Genomic DNA, 19,418 nt, shown 5'->3' with positions numbered 1-19,418 from the left:
TGCGCCTCGCCACCACCCATGTTGCCACTAGCCTCTGGGCATATCGAGCGACAAACCATCGCAATCTCTGCCCGGTTTCGTACAATGTGTATGTGTCTGATTTCAGTGCTGCGAACGCGCCCACTATTACCGTCGACGACGTGCTCAGGTTTCCTGAGTTACGCGCAGGCAAAGCAGAGATAGTCGCAGGCAGAAAAGGGCTGTCACGCACGCTGCGCTGGGCACACGTCGTGGCGGGGCAGAGCGCGATCTCACTGCTCGAGGGGGGCGAGTTGGTGCTCACCACGGGTGCTGGCTGGCCGGTGACGGGCCCCGCACTAGACGATCTCGCAGCGCAGCTCGTCGCGTCGGGCCCCGCGGGCGTCATACTCGAGCTCGGCGGGCAGTACGACTCAGCCCCGCCAGAGCTCATTGCCGCCTGCGAGCGGGCCGGTATTGCGCTCGCGGTGCTGCACGGCGAGGTGCGATTCGTGCAGATCACGCAGCGCGTGCACCAGCGCGTGCTCGCCGCGCAGACCGAGGCGCTCGAGGCGCGGGCAGCGGTGCACGCGATGCTCACCGAGCTCGGACTCAATCGCAGCCCCATCGACTACGTGATCGAGCGGTTGGCCGAAACGATTCAGGCGCCCGTCGTGCTTGAGGACTCTGCCGGCCGCGTCGTCGCCTGGGCGGGCGGCGGCGCAGGGAGCGCAGGGAGCGCAAACCCCGAGCTGGTGCTGCGCGGCTTCGGCGAGATTGCGCCCGCAGCAACAACAGCCGCAACAACAACCACAGCCACAGCGACAGCCACTTTCACCGACAACACCGATCATGTGCCGGTCGAGGCACAGGGCAAACGCTTTGGCAGGCTTACGGCGCTGCCCGGCCCCGCGCACCCCGCTGGCCGCCGCACCGTGCTCGAGCTCGGCGCATTCGCTCTCGCGCTCGGCAGGCTCGCCGACCCCGAGGGTGATCAGTGGTTGCAGCTGAGCTCAAAGCAGCTGTTCGACACGCTGCTGAGCGGCAGATTTCGGCGCGACGCCGAGGTGGCGGCGCAGCTGCGCGCCGCAGGCCTGCCCATCGATGGGCGCATGTTGCAGGGCGCTACGCTGCGCGGCACGGGTGACTTTGGCGCGCACGAGTCGCTCGAGCGCGCGGTGCTTGAGACCGCGCTCCGGCGCGCGGTCGCCCCCGAGGGCCGTGTGATCTTGGTGCCAGACCCAGACGACCGCTCCCCCAACCCCGCCCTGCTCGCGCTGCTATCGTTTGCGCCAGGCGACCCGCGCGTGCAGATCGCGCAGACCCCACCGCTCGCTACGCGTCTCGCGCACGAGCTCGATATGCTGCTGCCCTCGACGACACCCCGCCCCTGGCGTGCGCACCTGGGCCTCGGAGCCCCCGGCCGCGGGCTACGTTCGCTCATCACGTCGCTCGAGCGCGTGCGCGCCTCGGGTCACCTCGCCCCCACCGCCAAGACCGGCCGAGTCACGGTGCAGCAGGCCGAGCGCCAGGCGCTCGCGTATCTCATGCGCGGGCTCGCCGCGCTGCCCGAAGTGCAGGAGTTTGCGAGTGACACCCTGGGGCCGCTCATCGATCACGACGAAGCCACCGGCCCCGGCCACTCGGGCGACCTCATCACGGTGCTCGAGGCGTACCTCGCGCACCCCACGAACCGCTCGCTCGCAGCCCAGAACGCCCGGCTCTCGCGCTCGGTGTTCTACCAGCGGCTCGCGCTCATCGAAGAGCTGCTCGCGGTCGATCTCGCCGACGGCGGCACGATCGCCACTCTCGCGGTCGCGCTGCACGCGCGCCGCTAGCGGCCGTGGCAGCTTGGAAAGATCCGGATCATGCCGCGCACACCCACGGTCGTCCTGCGGTGACGGAGTCGCTCGCAGGATCCACGCTGCTAGGGCGTCGCGTTCCAGAGCGCCGGGTAGTCGTACCCGAGCCCTGTGACGAGCCTGCGCAGGGCGGGTAGCGACAGCCCGATCACGGCACTCGGGGCACCCTCGATGCGCTCAATGAACGCGCCCGCGAGGCCGTCGATCGCGAAGCCGCCGGCGAGCTCGAGCGGTTCGCCGGTGGCGACGTAGGCCGCGAGCTCGGCGTCGGTGACATCGGCGGCGAGCGTCACGCGCGCCGTATCGACTGCGCCGGCCGCACCGCGCTGCTGCCCGCCTGTGTGGTCGATGAGCCAGTGGCCCGAGTGCAGCGAGCCCGCGCGGCCGCGGTGCGCTTTCGAGCGTTCGAGCGCGACCTCGGGCAGGTGCGGCTTGCCGAGGATCTCGTCGCCGAGCAAGAACATGGAGTCACCGCCGAGCACCAGCCCGTCGATTTCGTGGCCGTGGCGTCGCACGACATCTTCGGCTTTGAGGCGGCCGAGATACTCCGTGAGCTCTGGCGCGGTGAGCGGGCGGCCGAGCTCGGCCTCGCGCTGGGCGACCGCGGCGTCTTCGTCGACCTCGGGTGACAAACAGATCGGTTCGATACCGGCCCCGCGCAGCACCGAAAGGCGGGCGGGCGAAGTGGAGGCGAGATACAAGCGCATAGCCAAAATACTAGCTATTTGCATGTCTGCGTGCGAAGATGCGCGCATGGGCCACCTCATCTATGCAGCAACCACCGAGTACGCCATTGAAGACCGGGCGCTCGCCCATTTGAAGGCTGCTGTCGGCGTGAAGTTGCGGCTCCACGAAACATTTTTCGTGAGTTGGTCGTTTACGCCCGAGCAGGGCAGCGGGCGCGTTTCGCTGTGGTGCGGGCCTTCGATACCAATGATCTTTCGGTTCTCGGGCAGTCGCCCTGTTGAGCTCAACCCCGTGTGGGTCGAGGTCTTGACTGAGCTCGGTAACTCTTCGCGGGGTATCCAGCTGCTCACCGAACACGAGGCCGAGCGGTATCACGCGGCACATCACGGTTAGTCTCGCTCACTGCCCACGCAAGCTGACGCTAACCCTCTCACTTTACGCCTCATATTTGGTGAGAGCCAGGGGGTGGGATTCGCTCCGTTTGAGGCATACTCTGGCGTCACCATGAGGTTTAGCGCCGCGAGGTGCTTGAGATCGAACGGAGGATCGCCATGTTTACACTCAACGACCAAAGTTCATCGGGCGGGGCCCGGCATGCTTCTGACGAGCCGCAGGGTCTGTCAGAAGATTTGGCGCAAGATGAGCCGCTTGAGCCACGTTCTGTTGGAGACGACGCGGCTGCGGCTGCGCGCCCGTCGAAGGAAGCCCCGCATCCCGCGTCTCGCTACGACGCTGGCACAGGGCAGGGCACCCTCTTCAGAATGCCGCAGGGCGATGTCATCGAACACCCCGTGCTTGACGGCGCTACCGAGGGCCGCGCCGCCCAGCGTGCCACAGAGAACCCGTTTAGGGGCCACAGGGACCCTGCGATGGGCGAGTGGAACTACGTGCATCCGCACGATCACGAAGACGAGGTCGCCTACGAGCCCGAGCGCAGGCGCGAACGCGAGGCCGAGGAGGCCGCGCACGCAAACGACCCCGAGCCACGGCACTGGTACAAGTACGACCCGTTTCGTGAGGAGCGCAACCGCGAAAAGGCCGAGGCGCGGGCGCACGAGGAACACGAGGGCCGCGGCCGCGAGGCACACGAGGAGGGCTAGCGCGTTCGCAGCGCGCGGTGCTCATAGGACTCGCGGCGCTTACAGCATTTACGGCGCTTACGGCGTGCGCCGCCGCAGCGTAAGCGCCGCGAGTCCTAGCGCGCCAACGGTTACCGCGGCGATCACGATGAGCGGCGCCCCCAACGTCCAATCGGTGTCGCCCGCTGCCACCGCGTTCACCGCATCGACAACGTAGCTCAGCGGCATCCAATCAGAGATGGCCTGCAGCACGTCTGGCATGGCGTCGCGCGGCAGCAGCAGCCCACCAATGAGGATCTGCGGAAACACGATGAGCGGCATAAACTGCACCGCCTGAAACTCGGTGCGCGCAAACGCGCTCGCGAGCAGCCCCAACCCGGTGCCGAGCAGCGCGTCGAGCACCGCCACGAGCCCCAGTAGCCACACCGACCCCGTCACCTCGAGCCCGCACACGAGCACCGCAAACGCTACCGTGATCGTCGCTTGCAGCGCGGCGACCAGTCCAAATGCGAGTGCGTAACCCACGATGAAGTCGGCCTGTGTAAGCGGCGTCGTCATGAGCCGCTCGAGGGTGCCAGATCGCCGCTCGCGCAGGGTCGTCACACTCGTCACCACGAACATCAAGATGAACGGAAACAGGGCGAGAATGGGGCCGCCATAGTGGTCAAACGCGCCCTTCTGGTCGCTCATCAGCCATGCAAACAGCCCCACGAGCAGGCTCGGCGCGGCCAGCAGCAACGCCACCGACCGGTGGTCGTGCGACAGCTGCCGCAGCACACGCGCGGCGGTCGCGAGAGTGCGCACGGGGCTCATGAGCTGCTCGCTTTCTCAGCGCGCGCAATGACCTCAAGGAATGCTGCCTCTGGGTCGTTCGTGCCGGTCTCCGCGAGCAGATCACTGGGCGAGGAGTCAGACAAAATACGGCCGTCACGCATGAGCAGCAGTCGGTCGCAGCGCAGCGCCTCGTCCATCACGTGGCTGCTCACGAGCAGCGTCACCCCCTCGCTCGCGAGCCCGCGAAACAGGCTCCAGAGCTCGGCCCGCAGCACCGGATCAAGGCCCACCGTTGGCTCGTCGAGTACGATCAGCTCTGGCTCGCCGAGCAGCGCCACAGCGAGCGAGACGCGCCCCTGCTGGCCACCGCTCAGCGTGTGCACGCGGCGGCCCGCCTCGGCACCGAGGCCGACCCGTTCGATCGCACGCTCGGCGGCGCCCGCGCCGAGCCCCTGCACACGGGCAAAGTATCTGAGGTTCTGTACGACTGACAGGTCGTCGTAGACAGACGCCGACTGCGTGGCGTACGCGACCCTCGTGCGCAGCTGCGGGTTGCCGGCCGGGCGCCCCAGCACCGTCAAGTCGCCCCGCACTCGAGCCTGCACCCCTACGATGCTGCGCAAAAGCGTACTCTTGCCACACCCCGAGGGGCCAAGCAATCCGGTGATCTGCCCGACCGGAATACTCAGGTCGAGGCCGTGCAGCACTTCTCGCCCGCCCCGTCGTACGGAGAGGGCCGTGCTCGATATCGCGAAGCCGCCGTGCTTCATGCGCCCATAATAAACCCGCTAGCGCGCGAGCGCGAGGGGGTGCGCGGCCACACGAAAACTGACCGTCCCACACGGGCGCACAACCAGCCAGGCTCTGGGAGAATAGACGCATGGTATCTACCCCGCAGAACTCTGCACTCTCCATCGGCGACACCGTCGAACTCGAGGTCACCGGCATCGCTCACGGCGGTATCTGCGTGGCTCGCCACGACGGTCGCGTCGTCTTTGTCTCTGACGCGATTCCCGGCGAGCGCGTGCGCGCCCTCGTCACCGACGCCAAGAAGAAGTCGTTCGCACGCGCGACGACCGTCGAGGTGCTCGAGGCTTCACCCCACCGCCGCGATCACGTCTGGGCCGAAGCGTCGGTCGATCGCGCTCCCGAGGACCGCGTGGGCGGCGCCGAGTTTGGACACATCAATCTTGACCACCAGCGTGCGCTGAAGGCGCAGGTGCTCACCGACTCGATGCGCCGCTTTGGCGGTATTGAACTCGCCGAGCTGGGCTTCGACCTCGCGCACCCCGAAGAGGGGCGCGTAGAGGCGGCCCCCGGCGATGACGAGCGCAACGGCCTGGGCTACCGCACCCGCGTACGGCTGCACGTTGACGAGGCGACCGGCATGGTCGGGCCCTACGCCGCACGCAGCCGTCGCATCATCGATGTCGAAAGCCTGCCGCTTGCAAACGACGAGATCGGCCAGATCGCGCCGCTCGGCGAAGAAATGCAGGGCGTCGAGTCTGTCGACCTGGTGGCTCCGTCAGGGGACGACCCGCGCATGCTGCTGCGACTGAGCGGCGAGAAGACGCGCTCGGGTGAAGGCGACGCAGTGGGCGAGCTCGTCGAGGAGCGCGGCTTCGTCGTGCGCGCCGGCGGCTTCTGGCAGGTGCACCGCGAGGCCCCTGCCGTGTTGTTTACGGCTGTACGCGACGCGGTGCAGGGTCTCATCGAGCAGGGCGTCTTCGACAATAGCGCCGCGAACCTCGACCTCTACGGCGGCGCGGGCTTGCTCGCGGCTGCCATGCTCGAGGCCGCGGGCCCCACGCTCAAGGTGACCACCGTCGAGGCCGACTCAGGCGCAACCGAAGACGCGGGCGAGAACCTCGCCGACTTTGTGGGCGCGCTCGCGATCACCGCACGCGTTGACCGCTACCTGAGCGAGCTCCTCGCGGCCGCTGCTCCCGTGCGCGGGCGTCTTCGCCGCGGCACCGTGGTGCTCGACCCGCCCCGCTCGGGCGCGGGCGGGGACGTCACTAAGCAGCTGGGCGAGCTCGCCCCCGCCAACATCATCTACGTTGCGTGTGACCCCGTTGCGCTCGCCCGCGACACGAAGACGCTGCTTGACGCCGGCTACAAGCTCACGAGCCTGCGGGCGTTCGACATCTTCCCGCACACGCACCACTTCGAGTCGCTCGCGGTGTTTCAGCGCGCATAGGCCGCGCGGCGGTGCATTGCACCGAGGCCCGCCGGGCTGACGCTTTGGGGCCAAGGGTGGTGGTAATGAGCACGCATTACCACCACTCTTGGCCCCAATAGGTGTAGCGAGCGTGCGGCGGCTCCCGTGCTCGCGGCTACAACGCCCGCGCGGCCACGAGCGCACAGCCGTAGGCGCCCGCCCAATCGCCCAGCTGCGCGGGCACGATCTCGGGCACACGGTGAAACGTGGCACGCTGCCTGGCCGCACGCGCTGCCTCTGTGACGAGCGTGTGTGGTGGCTGCGCAAGCCCGCCACCGATCACAATGCGCCCCGGATCAACGAGCGCACACAGCGTGAGCAGCGCCTCACCGAGGGTGTCGGCCGCGCGGTCAACCACCCCGGCCGCAGCCGCATCGCCCGATGTGTGGGCCGCAAACAGGCCACGCGTACCACCCGTGCCGCCGGCCCGTTCCCAGGCCGCCGTTACGGCAGGGGCGCCCAGCACCGTTTCAAGGCAGCCCGTGTTACCGCACGAGCAGAGCGCACCTGTGGGGTCAACGACGACGTGGCCAAGTTCGCCCGCAAAGCCGTGTGCGCCGCCCGCGACCTCACCCGACACCACATGGGCGCCCGCGATACCGGTGCCCAGGGCGAGCACAAACACGCTCGTCTGGCCGCTACCAGCACCCCACTCGGCCTCGGCGAGCGCCGCCGCCGCGCCGTCATTAACGACCCGCACCGGCACCCCGGTCGCCGCCGCGAGCTGCGGACCCAGGTCGACGCCCGAAAGCTCGGGAATGTTGACACACTGCTCGACCGCACCGCGCTCGGCGTCAACCGTGCCCGGAATCGACACCGCAATCGCTGCCACCGTAAAATCTCGCTGCACTTGTGCGACGATCTCGAGAAGCCCCGCGACGGGAGCGGCATGCGGGGTGGGGGCCCGAAACTGCAGCACCGCGTCGGGTTTACCAACGATTACCGCACCAACCGGTGTCGCAAGCACCTTGACGCTCGAACCGCCCACGTCGAGGCCGAGCACGACGGTGCCGCGCACAGACTCGTGAACCCGGTTGTGGTCCGCCAGCTGTCCGGCGCCGTGCACCGCGCCACCCTGCACCGCGGTCACGCCGCTCGGCCCGTGAGCGCCGCGATCACCGCACGCGCGGTGTCCTCGCAGGTCACTTCGTACCCGCCGACCCCGTCGGCGTCGCTCGACCCCATACTCACGATGGGGCGCTCGACGACGTCGCGCTTCGCCGAAAAGTGCACGGCGTCAACGCCTGCGGCCCACAGCTCGGCCACGTTCTGCGCGTTCACACCGCTGCCCGCCATGACCGCGATGCGGCCCGAAGCCGCCGCCACCATGCGCGCGAGGGTCGCTGCTCCCTCGATCGCGCGGGGCGCTCCCCCAGACGTCAGCACGCGCGCCACGCCCAGATCTGGGCGATCAGCGAGGGCCTGCACGGTCGCGACCGGATCGGGGGTTACGTCGACTACGCGGTGCAGCGAGAGCTGCGCGTCGCCCGCGGCCTCGCGCATGCGCGCAAGGGCCTCGAGGTCGAGTTCGCCCGAGGCGAGCTGGCTGCCCACGACCACGCCGTCGACGCCCGAGCGCACGGCCGCGCGAATGTCTGCGAGGATCACACAGAGCTCGTCATCCGAGTACACAAAGCCGCCCGCGCGCGGGCGAATCAGGGCGTGGACTTCGACCCGGTGCGTAGGCGTAGCGCTCGCACGCGACGCCGCAACGGCTGCCTCGACGAGGCCGGCGCTCGGTGTAATGCCGCCGAGCGCAAGCCCCTGGCACAGCTCGACGCGCGTCGCACCGAGCCTTGCCGCGAGTCGCACCGCGGCCGGGTCTTGGGCGATGATCTCGTACTCAAACGAACGGGTCATGGGAGCCTCACTTGCTCGCAGCGAGCAACGCGGCACGCGATATACGACGCTCGCGCTGCGCGGCCGGATCCGGAACAGGAACCGCAGCCAGCAGTCGCCGGCTGTAGGCGTGCTGCGGATGCAGCAGCACCTCAGCCGACGAGCCCACCTCGACAAGCTCACCCTGCAGCATCACGGCGACGCGGTCAGAGAAGCTCTCGACGACGGCGAGGTCGTGGCTGATGAACAGGCACGCGAAGTTGAACTGCTCCTGCAGCCCCTTGAGCACGTCGAGCACCGCCGCCTGCACCGACACGTCGAGCGCGCTCGTCGGCTCGTCGGCGATGATCAGCTCAGGCTCGAGCGCGATCGCACGCGCCAGGCCGATGCGCTGGCGCTGGCCGCCCGACAGCTCGTGCGGGTACCGCGACGCGTAGTTCGCGGGCAGCTCGACAGCCTCGAGCAGCTCGCCCACCTTTTGGGCGCGGGCGGCGGCAGACATCGGGTGCAGCTTCTTATGCACGATCAGCGGCTCGGCAATCGCCTCACCGATCGACATGCGCGGGTCGAGGCTTGATCCGGGGTCTTGGAAGATCGCGCCGACGCGGCTGCGCAGCGTGCGCTCCTCGCGCCGTCCCAGCTTGCCGCCCAGATCGGTGCCGAGCAGCGACATTGATCCACCCGACAGCGGCAGCAGGCCGAGCGCCGCGCGCCCCAGCGTTGACTTGCCCGAGCCCGACTCGCCCACGAGGCCCACGATCTCGCCGGGGGCGATCGACAGGCTCACATCGGTGAGCGCCTGGAAGCTCTTGCCGCCCCGCTTGTAGGTGACGCACGCGCTCGTGAATTCGAGCGCGGGGGTCACAGCGGGCTCTGATGTGTTCAGTACCGGATCGGTTCCCGCGGCGGCCGCCTCGGGCAGCGCCTCGGGCAGCCTGGGCACGACGCTCAGCAGCTTCTTGGTGTAGTCGTGCTCTGGGTGCATGAGCACCTGCGACACGTCGCCCACCTCGACCATGTCACCACGGAACATCACGGCCACGCGGTCGGCGATGTCGGCGACGACGCCCATGTTGTGGGTGACGAGCAAGAACGCGGTGCCGGTGTCACGCGCGAGCGAGCGAATCAGGTCGAGGATCTCGGCCTGCACGGTCACGTCAAGCGCGGTCGTGGGCTCGTCGGCAATGATCAGCTGCGGACCGCAGGCGAGCGCGATCGCGATGACCACGCGCTGACGCTGGCCGCCCGAAAGCTCGTGCGGGTAGCTCTTGGCGCGAATCGCGGGCTCGGGAATGCCCACCTTGCCCAGCAGCTCGACGGCCTCGTCCCACGCGACCTCGGCGCTCACCTCGCGGTGATTACGAATCGCCTCGGTGATCTGGGCGCCGATGCGCATGCTCGGGTTGAGCGCCGTCATCGGCTCCTGAAACACCATCGAGATCTGCGCGCCGCGCACGCCGTTCATCTCGGACTCGGTGCACGCGAGCAGGTCGCGGCCGTCAAATTCGACGCTGCCGGTGATCTGTGCGGTCTTGGGCAGCAGCTGCAGCACCGCCATCGCGGTGACCGACTTGCCCGAACCTGATTCGCCTACGAGCGCGAGCACTTCGCCCGCGCGCACCGACAGGTCGATGCCCTTCACGGCGTGAACGAGGCCGTCTTCGGTCGTAAAGTCGACCTTGAGGTTTTCGATGTTCAGCAGTGCGCCGCTCATGCGTTGCGTCCCTTCACGTCGAAGAAGTCACGGAGGCCGTCGCCGATGCTGTTGAATGCGCACACGGTGAGCACGATGCAGACGCCGGCGGGGAAGATGAGCCACCAGGCTCCTGAGTAGGTGTAACTCATGCCGCCGGTGAGCATCGCGCCCCAGTCGGTGGCGGGCTTCTGCAGCCCCATACCGAGGAACGAGATGTAGGCGACGAGCAAGATCGCGTCGGCGACCTGGAACGTGGCGTTCACAACGATCGTGCCCACGGCGTTGGGCACGATGTGCTTGCGCACGGCGCGCGCGTGGCTGCCGCCCATGGCGCGCAGCGCCAGCACGTACTCGCGTGACTTGAGCGAGATCGATTCGGCGCGCACGAGGCGGGCGGGCACGAGCCACGAAACGAGGCCGATCACGAGGATCATCAGCGGCACGCTCGGGCGCATCACGGCCGACAGGATCAGCAGCAAGAAAGTCGCGGGGATCGCGATGCCGGCATCAACGATGCGCATCATCACCGAGTCGACCCAGCCGCCCGCGTAACCTGCGACGGCGCCCCAGATCGTGCCGATCAGGGTAGCGAGCACGCCCGCGGCGAGGCCGATGAGAATCGAGACCTGGCCGCCGACCATGAGCCGGCCGAGCACGTCGTAGCCGACGTCATCGGTGCCGAGCAGGTGGCCCTGCTCGCCGGGCTTCAGCATCGCGCTCGTGAGGTCGGTGTGCACCTGATCCGTCTGGTAGAACAGCGGACCCAAGAAGCAGAAGATCAGAAACAGCGCGATCGTGGCGAGGCCAAAGACCGCGAGCTTGTTGCGCATGAAGCGGCGCATGCCGCGTTTGCGCGGCGAAATCGCTGCGGCCTGTGCCGCGGGCGTCGAAGCAGTGGTGGTCATGCTGAGAGCTCTCCTCGCGTGCGGGGATCAAGCAGTGCCTGAATGATGTCGGCGAGCAGCGAACCGATGACCGTGGCGAGCGCGATAATGAGCACGCAGCCCAGCAGCACGGGGTAATCAGAGGTCTGCGCGGACTGCCAGAACAGCAAGCCCATGCCGGGGTAGTTGAAGAGCGACTCGATCACGATCATGCCGCCGAACATGACGGGCAGGTAGTAACCCAGCATCGCGATGACGGGAGTGAGCGAGTTGCGCACGACGTGCTTGGTGACGACGACCGACACGGGCGTGCCTTTGGCGCGCGCGGTACGCACGTAGTCCTCAGAGAGGTTATCGATCGTGGCCGAGCGCATGTAGCGCGAGAACGTGGCGATGATCGCGAGCGACGCGGTGAACACGGGCAGCACGAGCGCCTCGGGCTGCGAGAGCACCGACATGACAGTGTCGCCCTGCGGCGCCTGGGCCGGGAACCAGCCGAGCCACTGCGAGAACACAATCACCAGAATGAGGCCCAGGAAGAACGAGGGCGTCGAGTAGATGATGAAGTTGATCGTCGTGAGCGTGTAGTCGGCCTTCTTGCCGCGGCGCACAGCCTGGAAGATGCCCATGGGAATCGCGACGATGAGGGCGACGATCATCGAGATGAGCGCGAGGATCATGGTCTTGGGCAGACGCATCGCGATCGCTTCGCTCACCGGGCGGTTCAGTTTGAACGAGTCGCCCAGGTCACCCTGCAACAGCTGGGTGAGAAAGTTTAAATATTGCTGCCACAGGGGCAGATCGAATCCGTTCGCTTTATTGAACGCTTCGATCTGCTCCTGTGTGGCCTGCATACCGAGCACACCGGCGGCCGGGCCATTGGGCATGGCGAGGTGGAGCAACGCGAACACAATCAGCGTCACGAGCAAGATCACCAACAGACCCTGCCCTAAACGTTTCAGAAGGTACCTTCCAAAACCCGAACGACTCTTCGTTCGTTTGCTTGCGCTTGGCGCCGCTTCCACCACACTCATGTGTTACTCCGGTTTGCTTACTTCCAGGACCAGCGCTGCGGCAAGAATGACGCGCCCGGATCCTGGTGATCGATATCGAGGCCGTCACGCACCACCGACACCTGGTACACAGGGTTCGGCATCCACATCACGGGCAGGTCCTTTGCGAGGTACGCCGAGTACTTCTTGGCGATCTCGGGGTCGGTTGAGTAGGCCATCTCTTGGATGATCTCTTCAGCCTCGGGGTTGTCGTACTGGCCAGCGTTCCACTTCGTGTCTTTCGCCCACACGCGCACACCGGTGGCGTACGGCTCGAAGTACCAGCTACCGGCCGAACCGAAGAAGGTCAGCTCCCAGTTACAGGTTGAGCCTTCCTTGCACTCCTGCGCGTCAGCGAGCACGCTGTCGAGCGGCTTCGAGTCGATAATCATCTTGACGCCAGCCTTCGCGAGCGACGACTGAATCTCGGCCATCATGTTGTCGGTCTCTTTCGAGCCGTTCTGCGTGGTGACAACGATCTCGGCCTTCTCGCCCTTTGCGATGCCCTCGCCGCACTGCTTCTCGCCGCTGCCGGCGTCCTCGCACACGAGGATCCCGTCCTTACCGGCCTTCCAACCGTGGCTGGTGAACAGCTCGGTCGTCTTCTTCAGGTCGAAGGGGTACGGGTTGTTGTTCTGCTCGTCAGAGAGCAGGTCGCTCGCACCCTCGGTCTGCGGGATCGGGCCGTAGCCGGGCGTTGCCGCGCCGTGCCAGATGACGTCTGAGATCGTCTCTTGGTCAACCGCGTGCTGCAGTGCCTGGCGCACGTACAGCTGCTTGTAGAACGCGCCCTTCTCGGGGTTCGCGAAGTTGTACGGCATGTAGGTGACCGACCAGCCAGTCCACGGCACGACCTTGTAGCCCAGGTCAGTGAACTGCTTCTCGTTGGTCAGCTGAGCGGCCGTGATGTAACCGTAGTCAATGTCGCCCGCGCGCACCACGTTCGTCTCGGCGTCGGCCGAGGTGAAGGGCAAGAACTCGACGTTCTTGATGGAGGGCTTGTCGACACCGGTGTAGGTTTCGCTCGCCTCGAGCTCAACGACGCCAGCGTCAGACCAGCTCTTCACGTTGTACGGGCCCGCGGTCACCTTCCACAGCGGGTTGGTGGCGTAGGTCTTCATGTCCTTCGCCTCTGAGAAGAGGTAGTCGAGCACCTGCTGAGCGCCGGCCTCGTCGCGGTCGTGGTCGCCCACTTCGCCATCGGCGCTGGTCTTGTCCCACGCGTGCTGCGGCATCGGCACCATCATGGTGAGCTGGTTGCCGAGCAAGAACTCTTCGTTGTACACCTTGTCCATGGTGAGCGAGAAGGTCTTATCGTCGATCGTCGTGAACTCAACAACGTTCTCGGGCATCATGCCTGCGGTGTAGCCGCCGGTCTTCTCACCGTTGAAGCGCACCAGGTTGTACCAGAATTCCACGTCGCGCGTGGTCATCGGGGTGCCGTCGCTCCAGTCGAGGTCGTTGAGTGTGACAGTGACGGTTTTGCCGTCTTCTGAGAACTCGTAAGACTTCGCGGCCGAAGCCTTCTCGTCCCAGCCCATGGTGCCGTCGGCGCCGTTGTATTCAAACAGGCGCGGCCACATGGTCGCCTTGATGGCGCTGTTGTGGGTGGCCATCGTGTCGGGTGACGCGATGGGCAAGATCCAGTTCGGGCCGGTGCCGACCTGAAGCGCAAAGCTCACCGAGTCTTTAGTAGCGGCGGCGTCATCGCCCGCCCCCGTTGAACAACCTGTCATAGCGAGCGCGGCGACCGCGAAAGCACCGATCGGTGCCAGCAGTCGACGACGCAGTGTCTGAGTACGCATCGAACCTCCTTGTCAGGGCCCCGCCGAAGGTGAAGTTACTTCACCAGCGAGGCGTACTTTTTATCTTTACTGGAGTAAGTCGAGGGACAAAATCCATTTGGTTACATTTTGATAACGAGATGCCCGCCCGAAGGTGGGCACACGCCCTACTTCAGGTGGGCACACGCCCTACTTAAACAGCGTCGCGGTGAAATCGGGGCTCTCGTCGAAGTTGTCGAACGGAAACATCGGGCGCTCGATGCGGTGGTGCCCGAGGCGCTCGAGGTCCTGGTCAACACCGCCGGGAGTCAGCGCCAGGGTCCAACCGCGCTGCGCGTCATACAGCGTGGGCTCGAGGTAACCAATCTTGGTGACCACGATCTGAGCGGTCGCGGGGTCAAGGCCAATGCGCGTGAAATCGTCGATCGCGTGGTAGGCCTTGCGAAACTCGGTGACGATCGCATAGATGCCACCGACGCGAATCACGGCGATGCCGCCCGCGTCGATGTCGCCCTCGTGCAGACTGTGCAGCACACCGTCAATCTGGGCAGGCCCGTGCGGGCCGTGGTCGACGCCCGCCCCCACTGCGAGCGAAACGCGGTCACCCACGGTGTGCGTGCGCAGGGTCGCCAGGGCCGCAGCGTCGAACACCGAGGCGACGAGCGTGGTCGGCGCGCCCTCAGCGGTGAGCTCGGGCTTCTTCAAGAGCTCGGCGAGGGTCCAGGTCACGTCGCCCGTGCCGCCAGCGCCCGGGTTATCGCCCGAGTCGCTAATGAAGTAGGGGGTGTCGGTAGCGGCAAGGCCGGCCGCGACACCCTCGTCGAGGGTGCCGGGAGGGCCAACGAACTCGAACTCGTCACGCACCGCCCAAAACTCTTCGGCGAGCTCCTTCGCAGCGGCGGCCGCAACGTTAGCATCGTGCCCCATCACGACGACCGTGGCGTGGCAACGGGGCTCGTCGGCCCAGGCGTAGCCGATCCAGATCGAGGCATCGGTGACGCCGTCACGCTCAAGCAGCTCGGGGATCCGGCCGTAGAGGCTCTTTGCGGGCTCGACGCGCGTGCTCGTCTTCTCGCCGGGCAGCAGGATCGGCACACGCACCCAGGCCTTGTGCGGCAGTTCGCCAGTCTCAAGCGCGGTGACGAGGTGACGCAGCGCGCGATCCTTCGTCTCCCACACATCTTCGTGCGGCGCAAGGCGGTAGCAGGTGATGAGGTTGACCTCATTGATCAGCACCGGCGAGACGTTGCCGTGCAGGTCCATGGGCGATGACACGATGACATCGGCGCCGATGACCTCGCGAATCGCTGCGATCAGGTCGCCCTCGGCGTCATCGAGCCCCACAACGCTCATCGCGCCGTGGATATCGAAGTAGAGACCGTCGAGCTTCTGCCCATCTGCCACAAGCTCAGCGAGGCCTGCACAGATGCGCTGCTTGATGGACTCGTACACCTCGGGCAGCACTGCGCCGCCGGGAATCGAGCGGGCGTAGTACACCGGCAGCCACTCAGCCCGGTCGCGCAGCTCGCCGTCGCGAATCGCGGGGTAGCGCAGCACCAGCTCATCACCCGTGAGGCGCTGGAAGTCACGCTCACCGGCGCGGTGCGGCGAGAACGTGCTGGATTCGATTGCCATGCCCGCAATCGCGATGCGGGGGCGTGCCTGTGTTGCAGTCATTCCTTCAGAATACGACAGCTTTCGAAGGAACTCGCGCACTTTGCCAAAATACGCGAGTTACTTGCTCCGAAAATAATCTAAAGTCGCTATTCTTCGATCCGGATCACGCCGCTGCGCGGCGGCGTCACCCTACAGCGCAACCCGATGCCCGTGCACCGCCGCATCGATGCTCTGCTCGGTGAGCAGCCGCTCGGTGAGCTCCCACGCCGCACCACGGGCACTGCCCACCTGGCCCGCGCGTGCAACTGAAATCTCGAGCCGATCGGTCGACATCGGCAGGCACAGCGTAAAGATCGACTGGCGCACGCCCGCCACAAACGCGTCGGCGAGGGCGAGGCTGCCGCCGAGCACGAGCGCGTGCGGGTTGAAGAAGTTGATGATCGTCGACAGCACGGTGCCGAGGCGTGCCCCCGCCTCGCGAAGCGCCCCCATCGCGATGGGATGGGCATCACCAGCCAGGCCCATCACTTCGTCGAGACTCGACACCATGACGCCCTGGGCACGCAGCGTCGCCACGATCGCTGAGCCACTCGCCACCACGTCGAGGCACCCCGACCTGCCGCAGCTGCACAGCACGCTCTCGCCAGCGCTGATCGCAACATGGCTAATGTCGCCCGCGACACCACCAAAACCGCGGTATACCTCGCCGTCAATGACAATACCTGCGCCAATTCCAGTGCCCGCTTTGACGCTGATGAGCTGCTCAGTCACCCCGTCACGCGCGAGATACTCGCCAAGCGCCATCGCGTTCGCGTCGTTCTCGACGAGCACGGGCAATTCGGTGTGCTGTTGCATGAGCGCGCGTACGTTCACACCGTTCCATCCCGGCATGCGAATCGGCGAGATGAGTCGCTCACCGCTCGCATCGACCGGGCCCGGCACGCTGAGCGCGATCCCCTCGAGTGTGCGCGTGTGCTCGGCCGCTAGCTCGTACGCGAGCACTACAGCGCGGGCCACCACTTCGGCGGGGCTCTCCCCCGGTACAAGGGCCGCGCGTGTCTCAGCGACCACAGCGCCGCTGCGGCTCACGAGCGCGAGAATCAATGCGTCCTCGCCCAGGTCAACCCCCACCACCGCGTGGTTGTTTTCGCTCACTTCAACAAGCCGCGGCCTGCGCCCGCCACTCGAGGCGCCACGCCCCGACTCGGCGAGGTAACCCAGCGTCATGAGCTCCTCAACGCGCTGCGCCACCGTCGACGCTGAGAGCCCCGTGACACGCGCGAGGTCGGCTCGCGACCCGGCCCGGCCCCCGCGCACGAGCGCAAACAGCGCGCCGGGGCTCGTCGCATACACCGACGCCATGCTAGCCTCCCACGACGGTGACGACGCCCGTCATTTCAGGGTGCACCGAGCAGTCATACCCGTACTCGCCCTTTTGCTCGAACACGTGAGTGTAGCTGCCCTCGCGCATCAGTTCAGACACGAAGCTGCCGTCGTCGGCTACGACGTCGTGCTCGGCCGAGCCCGCAAATTCCCAGCGCACGGCCTGCCCGGCCTGCACCTGAACCTTGGCCGGCTCAAACTTGTTGTCGATCGCGCGTACGGTGACGGCGGGCCTGGCGCTCTCGTTCGAGGGCACGAGCTCGGGTTTACCGGGGCGCGCGCAGCCGGCAAGCAGCGCCGCGGCCGCAACGCCGAGTACCCCCACGGCACCGCTCAGCACGCGACGACGCGTGAGGCGGGTGGGCACTACAGATTTCGTCAGCTGCATCATCAGCCTGGTTCTCCTCGTGTGTCGGACCGCGACTAGGCCTTGTGCAGTGCGCGCGCCGCGTCGGTGATCGCGCCAGACATCGACGGGTACACCGCAAAGGCCGAAGCCACCTGGTCAACGGTGAGGCGATGCTCGACCGCGAGGGCCAGCGGAAAGATCAGCTCGCTGGCGCGGTGCGATACGACCACGCCGCCGATCACGGTGCCAGACGCCTCCCACGCAAACAGCTTCACGAAGCCGTCGGTGAAACCGATCATTTTGGCGCGCGGGTTGACGCTCAAAGGAATCGTGTGCGACACGGCCTTCGCGACGTCACTGGCGTCTGCGAGCGAGTGTTCGTTCCAGCCGACCGTCGCGATCTCTGGGTATGTGAACACGTTTGCCGCGACGTTGCGCAGGTCAATGGGTCGCACGAAGTCACCCAGCGCGTGCATGATCGCGGTGCGTCCCTGCATCGACGCGACCGATGCGAGCGGAAAGAAGTTGGTGCAGTCACCAGCGGCGTAGATCGACGGCACGGCCGTGCGCGCCACCTTGTTCACCTCGATGTGACCGCTGTCGGTGAGCGTGATGCCCGCTTCCTCGAGCCCCAGATCTTGCGTGTTGGGAATAGATCCGACCGCCATGAGGCAGTGCGAGCCCTCCACCGTGCGGCCATCTGCAAGCTCAACGATGATGCCGTCTGTAGTGCGGGTCACAGTCTCTGCACGCGACTTTGACATCACGTTCATGCCGAGCCGTGTGAACTCGCGTTCAATCACCTTCGCGGCGTCGGGATCCTCGCCGGGCAGCACCTGCTCACGACTCGACACGAGGGTGACCTCGGCGCCGAGCGTGCGGTAAGCGTTGGCAAACTCTGCCCCCGTAACACCCGAGCCGACCACGACCAGGTGCTCAGGGATCGCCTGCAGATCGTACAGCTGCTTCCACGTCAGAATGCGTTCGCCATCGGGCTTCGCGCTGTCAAGCTCGCGCGGGCTGGCGCCCACCGCCACGACAATGGTGTCTGCTTCGATGCGGTCGAAGTCGGTGCCACCAGCGCTCGTCGACACGAGCACAGCGTTCGGGCCGTCGAGTCGCCCTTCGCCCTGCACCACGCGCACACCCGCCTCTTCAAGCGAGTTGAGCATGTCGGTCGACTGCGCCCCCGCCATTGCGAGCAGACGCTTGTTCACGGCGGCAAGATTGACCGCGATCTCGGGGCGCACCGGCTTGCCGTCACCGCCGGGCACGAACGTCTGCACGCCGAGCTTGCCCGAGTCGCGCACCGCTTGCACACCACCCGCGGTGGCGATGAGACTCTTCGAGGGCACCACGTCAGTGAGCACGGCGGCGCCGCCGACTCCTGCGCGTTCGATCAGGGTGACTTCTGCCCCCTGCTGGGCCCCAGCGAGTGCGGCGTCGTAGCCGCCGGGGCCGCCCCCCAGAACCGCGATCCGGTGCTTGCGTTCAAAGGATTTAGCCATGCGGCCAGTCTAGTCGGCGCGCAGCCTGGGGCAGGCATCGCGGCTGCAGCCGGGCCAGCGCTTCTCGAGCCGACACTCGAAGCGCCGCAGAAACGGAGCGATCGCGGTCTCGGCGTACGCAGCGGTGAACACTTGCACCGCACGCGAACCTGCCGCTTCGACCCATAGCCACTCGGCAAACCAGGCGTCGACGGCCGCGGTGAGTGCCGCGCCGGGGCGTTCACCCGGCCGCAGCCAGGTGATGCCGATGCCCTTCGGAGCGACAAGCATTTCGCGCCCCGCAGCTGTCGCGGTCGCGTTCGCGTTCGCCTCGATGAACACCTGTCCGTAGGCGCTCGCGTCGAGCGCGCCCAGCCACTCGCGCAGTTCGGTCAGGTCATCGTCCGTCGCGGCCCCAACCACGGGCGCGAGCTCGGCGGGGTCGTCGATCGGGTCGCCCAACGGATACCCGGCAGAACCATGCGTCGCAGAATCAAACATCATCAACGCCCATCTTAGGCCATCCTTACTTACATCGGAAGAACTCTCGGTGAGCGGTCAGCCAAACGGGCAGCGCAGACGATGCCAAGCATCGTACGACCCGGTGAGCGGGACTCCTGTACGCGCCCGGGCATATGGAATGCGCCTATGATCGACGCCAGGGGTACCGAGCACGGTCGAGCGCGAAGCGGTCGACCCTGTCGAACCCCGCGCGCACCAAGCGCGACAACGACGTTGGAAGGACT

General features: G+C 66.6%; 18 protein-coding genes. 4 read left to right on the top strand and 14 right to left on the bottom strand.

The window, feature by feature from the left end:
* The first annotated feature begins 92 nt into the window (after positions 1-92).
* Positions 93-1,796, top strand: a complete 1,704-nt coding sequence (locus tag ACXR2W_RS08625) for a PucR family transcriptional regulator (RefSeq protein ID WP_458814459.1) — start codon at positions 93-95, stop codon at positions 1,794-1,796.
* Positions 1,797-1,885: 89 nt separating this feature from the next.
* On the opposite strand, the gene ACXR2W_RS08620 is transcribed toward ACXR2W_RS08625, so the two are convergent.
* A complete protein-coding gene (locus ACXR2W_RS08620; RefSeq protein ID WP_458814461.1) occupies positions 1,886-2,527 on the bottom strand; it encodes a Maf family protein in 642 nt (213 codons plus the stop codon).
* Between the two features lie 22 nt (positions 2,528-2,549).
* Here ACXR2W_RS08620 and ACXR2W_RS08615 point away from each other — a divergent pair, with 22 nt between their 5' ends.
* Complete coding sequence (locus tag ACXR2W_RS08615; RefSeq protein ID WP_458814463.1) at positions 2,550-2,900, top strand: DUF7882 family protein; 351 nt, start codon at positions 2,550-2,552, stop codon at positions 2,898-2,900.
* Positions 2,901-3,058: 158 nt separating this feature from the next.
* Positions 3,059-3,607, top strand: a complete 549-nt coding sequence (locus ACXR2W_RS08610; protein ID WP_458814465.1) for a hypothetical protein — start codon at positions 3,059-3,061, stop codon at positions 3,605-3,607.
* Between the two features lie 57 nt (positions 3,608-3,664).
* Here ACXR2W_RS08610 and ACXR2W_RS08605 read toward each other — a convergent pair whose 3' ends face one another.
* Together ACXR2W_RS08605 and ACXR2W_RS08600 are read right to left on the bottom strand one after the other, a co-directional pair.
* Positions 3,665-4,399: an ABC transporter permease gene (locus ACXR2W_RS08605; protein ID WP_458814467.1), complete on the bottom strand. Its 735-nt coding sequence runs from the start codon at positions 4,397-4,399 to the stop codon at positions 3,665-3,667.
* Complete coding sequence (locus ACXR2W_RS08600; protein WP_458814469.1) at positions 4,396-5,130, bottom strand: ABC transporter ATP-binding protein; 735 nt, start codon at positions 5,128-5,130, stop codon at positions 4,396-4,398. The genes ACXR2W_RS08605 and ACXR2W_RS08600 overlap by 4 nt, the downstream gene beginning before the upstream one ends.
* A 110-nt stretch (positions 5,131-5,240) precedes the next feature.
* Between ACXR2W_RS08600 and ACXR2W_RS08595 the strand changes: the two genes are divergently transcribed.
* Positions 5,241-6,560 carry a class I SAM-dependent RNA methyltransferase gene (locus ACXR2W_RS08595; protein ID WP_458814471.1) on the top strand — a complete coding sequence of 440 codons (1,320 nt, stop codon included), beginning with the start codon at positions 5,241-5,243 and terminating at the stop codon, positions 6,558-6,560.
* A gap of 136 nt (positions 6,561-6,696) precedes the next feature.
* On the opposite strand, the gene ACXR2W_RS08590 is transcribed toward ACXR2W_RS08595, so the two are convergent.
* The 11 genes from ACXR2W_RS08590 to ACXR2W_RS08540 form a co-directional block, all read right to left on the bottom strand.
* Positions 6,697-7,671: an ROK family protein gene (locus tag ACXR2W_RS08590; protein ID WP_458814473.1), complete on the bottom strand. Its 975-nt coding sequence runs from the start codon at positions 7,669-7,671 to the stop codon at positions 6,697-6,699.
* Complete coding sequence (locus tag ACXR2W_RS08585) at positions 7,668-8,441, bottom strand: copper homeostasis protein CutC (RefSeq protein ID WP_458814475.1); 774 nt, start codon at positions 8,439-8,441, stop codon at positions 7,668-7,670. The genes ACXR2W_RS08590 and ACXR2W_RS08585 overlap by 4 nt, the downstream gene beginning before the upstream one ends.
* Positions 8,442-8,448: 7 nt before the next feature.
* Complete coding sequence (locus ACXR2W_RS08580; RefSeq protein WP_458814477.1) at positions 8,449-10,134, bottom strand: ABC transporter ATP-binding protein; 1,686 nt, start codon at positions 10,132-10,134, stop codon at positions 8,449-8,451.
* Positions 10,131-11,021 carry an ABC transporter permease gene (locus ACXR2W_RS08575; RefSeq protein ID WP_458814479.1) on the bottom strand — a complete coding sequence of 297 codons (891 nt, stop codon included), beginning with the start codon at positions 11,019-11,021 and terminating at the stop codon, positions 10,131-10,133. Before ACXR2W_RS08575 ends, ACXR2W_RS08580 begins: the two co-directional genes overlap by 4 nt.
* Positions 11,018-12,034: an ABC transporter permease gene (locus tag ACXR2W_RS08570; RefSeq protein ID WP_458814481.1), complete on the bottom strand. Its 1,017-nt coding sequence runs from the start codon at positions 12,032-12,034 to the stop codon at positions 11,018-11,020. Before ACXR2W_RS08570 ends, ACXR2W_RS08575 begins: the two co-directional genes overlap by 4 nt.
* A 17-nt stretch (positions 12,035-12,051) precedes the next feature.
* Entirely contained in the window at positions 12,052-13,857 is a 1,806-nt protein-coding gene (locus ACXR2W_RS08565; protein WP_458814483.1) for a peptide ABC transporter substrate-binding protein, read from the bottom strand.
* 168 nt (positions 13,858-14,025) lie between these two features.
* Entirely contained in the window at positions 14,026-15,513 is a 1,488-nt protein-coding gene (locus ACXR2W_RS08560) for a M81 family metallopeptidase (RefSeq protein ID WP_458814485.1), read from the bottom strand.
* A 129-nt stretch (positions 15,514-15,642) separates the two neighbouring features.
* A complete protein-coding gene (locus ACXR2W_RS08555; RefSeq protein WP_458814487.1) occupies positions 15,643-16,815 on the bottom strand; it encodes an ROK family transcriptional regulator in 1,173 nt (390 codons plus the stop codon).
* Between the two features lies 1 nt (position 16,816).
* Positions 16,817-17,227 carry a cupredoxin domain-containing protein gene (locus ACXR2W_RS08550; protein WP_458814489.1) on the bottom strand — a complete coding sequence of 137 codons (411 nt, stop codon included), beginning with the start codon at positions 17,225-17,227 and terminating at the stop codon, positions 16,817-16,819.
* 32 nt (positions 17,228-17,259) lie between these two features.
* Entirely contained in the window at positions 17,260-18,693 is a 1,434-nt protein-coding gene (locus ACXR2W_RS08545; RefSeq protein ID WP_458814491.1) for an NAD(P)H-quinone dehydrogenase, read from the bottom strand.
* A 9-nt stretch (positions 18,694-18,702) separates the two neighbouring features.
* A complete protein-coding gene (locus tag ACXR2W_RS08540) occupies positions 18,703-19,176 on the bottom strand; it encodes a hypothetical protein (protein ID WP_458814493.1) in 474 nt (157 codons plus the stop codon).
* Positions 19,177-19,418 lie beyond the last annotated feature (242 nt).

Source organism: Leucobacter faecis (genome assembly GCF_054456695.2).
Note: the sequence above shows the minus strand (reverse complement) of the source record. Positions and strands in the feature narration are given on the sequence as shown.

What these genes read in the sequence shown, in the direction of transcription:
- ACXR2W_RS08620 (WP_458814461.1), bottom strand. Translation starts at nt 2,527, where the DNA reads ATGCGCTTGTATCTCGCCTCCACTTCGCCCGCCCGCCTTTCGGTGCTG.
- ACXR2W_RS08615 (WP_458814463.1), top strand. Translation starts at nt 2,550, where the DNA reads ATGTCTGCGTGCGAAGATGCGCGCATGGGCCACCTCATCTATGCAGCA.
- ACXR2W_RS08610 (WP_458814465.1), top strand. Translation starts at nt 3,059, where the DNA reads ATGTTTACACTCAACGACCAAAGTTCATCGGGCGGGGCCCGGCATGCT.
- ACXR2W_RS08605 (WP_458814467.1), bottom strand. Translation starts at nt 4,399, where the DNA reads ATGAGCCCCGTGCGCACTCTCGCGACCGCCGCGCGTGTGCTGCGGCAG.
- ACXR2W_RS08600 (WP_458814469.1), bottom strand. Translation starts at nt 5,130, where the DNA reads ATGAAGCACGGCGGCTTCGCGATATCGAGCACGGCCCTCTCCGTACGA.
- ACXR2W_RS08595 (WP_458814471.1), top strand. Translation starts at nt 5,241, where the DNA reads ATGGTATCTACCCCGCAGAACTCTGCACTCTCCATCGGCGACACCGTC.
- ACXR2W_RS08585 (WP_458814475.1), bottom strand. Translation starts at nt 8,441, where the DNA reads ATGACCCGTTCGTTTGAGTACGAGATCATCGCCCAAGACCCGGCCGCG.
- ACXR2W_RS08580 (WP_458814477.1), bottom strand. Translation starts at nt 10,134, where the DNA reads ATGAGCGGCGCACTGCTGAACATCGAAAACCTCAAGGTCGACTTTACG.
- ACXR2W_RS08575 (WP_458814479.1), bottom strand. Translation starts at nt 11,021, where the DNA reads ATGACCACCACTGCTTCGACGCCCGCGGCACAGGCCGCAGCGATTTCG.
- ACXR2W_RS08570 (WP_458814481.1), bottom strand. Translation starts at nt 12,034, where the DNA reads ATGAGTGTGGTGGAAGCGGCGCCAAGCGCAAGCAAACGAACGAAGAGT.
- ACXR2W_RS08565 (WP_458814483.1), bottom strand. Translation starts at nt 13,857, where the DNA reads ATGCGTACTCAGACACTGCGTCGTCGACTGCTGGCACCGATCGGTGCT.
- ACXR2W_RS08560 (WP_458814485.1), bottom strand. Translation starts at nt 15,513, where the DNA reads ATGACTGCAACACAGGCACGCCCCCGCATCGCGATTGCGGGCATGGCA.
- ACXR2W_RS08555 (WP_458814487.1), bottom strand. Translation starts at nt 16,815, where the DNA reads ATGGCGTCGGTGTATGCGACGAGCCCCGGCGCGCTGTTTGCGCTCGTG.
- ACXR2W_RS08550 (WP_458814489.1), bottom strand. Translation starts at nt 17,227, where the DNA reads ATGATGCAGCTGACGAAATCTGTAGTGCCCACCCGCCTCACGCGTCGT.
- ACXR2W_RS08545 (WP_458814491.1), bottom strand. Translation starts at nt 18,693, where the DNA reads ATGGCTAAATCCTTTGAACGCAAGCACCGGATCGCGGTTCTGGGGGGC.
- ACXR2W_RS08540 (WP_458814493.1), bottom strand. Translation starts at nt 19,176, where the DNA reads ATGATGTTTGATTCTGCGACGCATGGTTCTGCCGGGTATCCGTTGGGC.